At 71.3% G+C, this 863-nt stretch carries 1 protein-coding gene; it reads left to right on the forward strand.

The window, feature by feature from the left end; genetic code table 11:
* Window positions 1–436: 436 nt before the first annotated feature.
* Window positions 437–863: GAF domain-containing protein (locus FGF04_RS39575; RefSeq protein WP_188114434.1), on the forward strand; the 427-nt coding region annotated here is incomplete at its 3' end.

The raw sequence follows: 863 nt of genomic DNA on the forward strand, positions 1-863 counted from the left end.
GTGGGGGTCGGTCGTGGTGGGGCGGTACCTCGTCGATGGGCACGGACGTTTCCCTTCTCCGTGACCAGTCACCGCGGTGCAGGAACTCCCGTACGGGGTCTGGGTCGGGAAGGTCGCCCGGACAGCCAGTGCCAGCCTCCTGCCAGCGTACGCCGATACCGTCGGTGAGGACCCCGTCCCGTGAAGGAGGTTACGGCCGGCTGCCGGATCAGCGTCGGTGATCGCCGGCGGATGCGGTGGCCCGTGGCCGCCTCCCGGTGCTCCGTGCGGGGGTAGGGTGGGTGCCAGCCATCCGCATATGCCCTGTTGTTCCTGCTTGCTGATGCTGACATTGGCTTCCGGTCCGGATGGCGTCGGCGGTGGATGCCGGGGATCGGATCGGAGTCGTCCCGATGGTCACCATGGTGGCGCCTGCCGCGTATCTTCCGAGCTTTCCGTGAGTGGCCCGCGGCCGGAGGCCGTGCGGCTGGCCGACTACCTCACCTACCGTCATCACGGGCCCGGATCCGTCGCGGCCGCCTGCCGCCGGGCCCTGCACACACCGTGTTCGGTGGGACTGACGCTGGCTGCGGATGCGACGATGGCCCGCCGTATCTGCCTGTGCAGCGACGGCCCGCTGGCCGACGCCGGCGAGCAGCTGCAGTGCAACCTGGGCGAAGGGCCCTGCGTCCAGGCCCTGCAGCAGCGGGCACCGGTCCTGGTCGAGGACCTGAACGACCCTCACACCACCCGTCAGTGGCCCCTGTTCGCTCTCGAAGCCCAGACCCGCGGCATCCAGGCCGCGTTCGCCCTGCCGGCGCGGCAGAGCACCGGCCGCGGCGGTCTCGTCCTGTCCCTCTACCGCGACCGCCCCGGCCCCCTCC

Origin of the sequence: Streptomyces apricus, from assembly GCF_008369065.1 — a bacterium.
Lineage (GTDB): Bacteria > Actinomycetota > Actinomycetes > Streptomycetales > Streptomycetaceae > Streptomyces > Streptomyces apricus.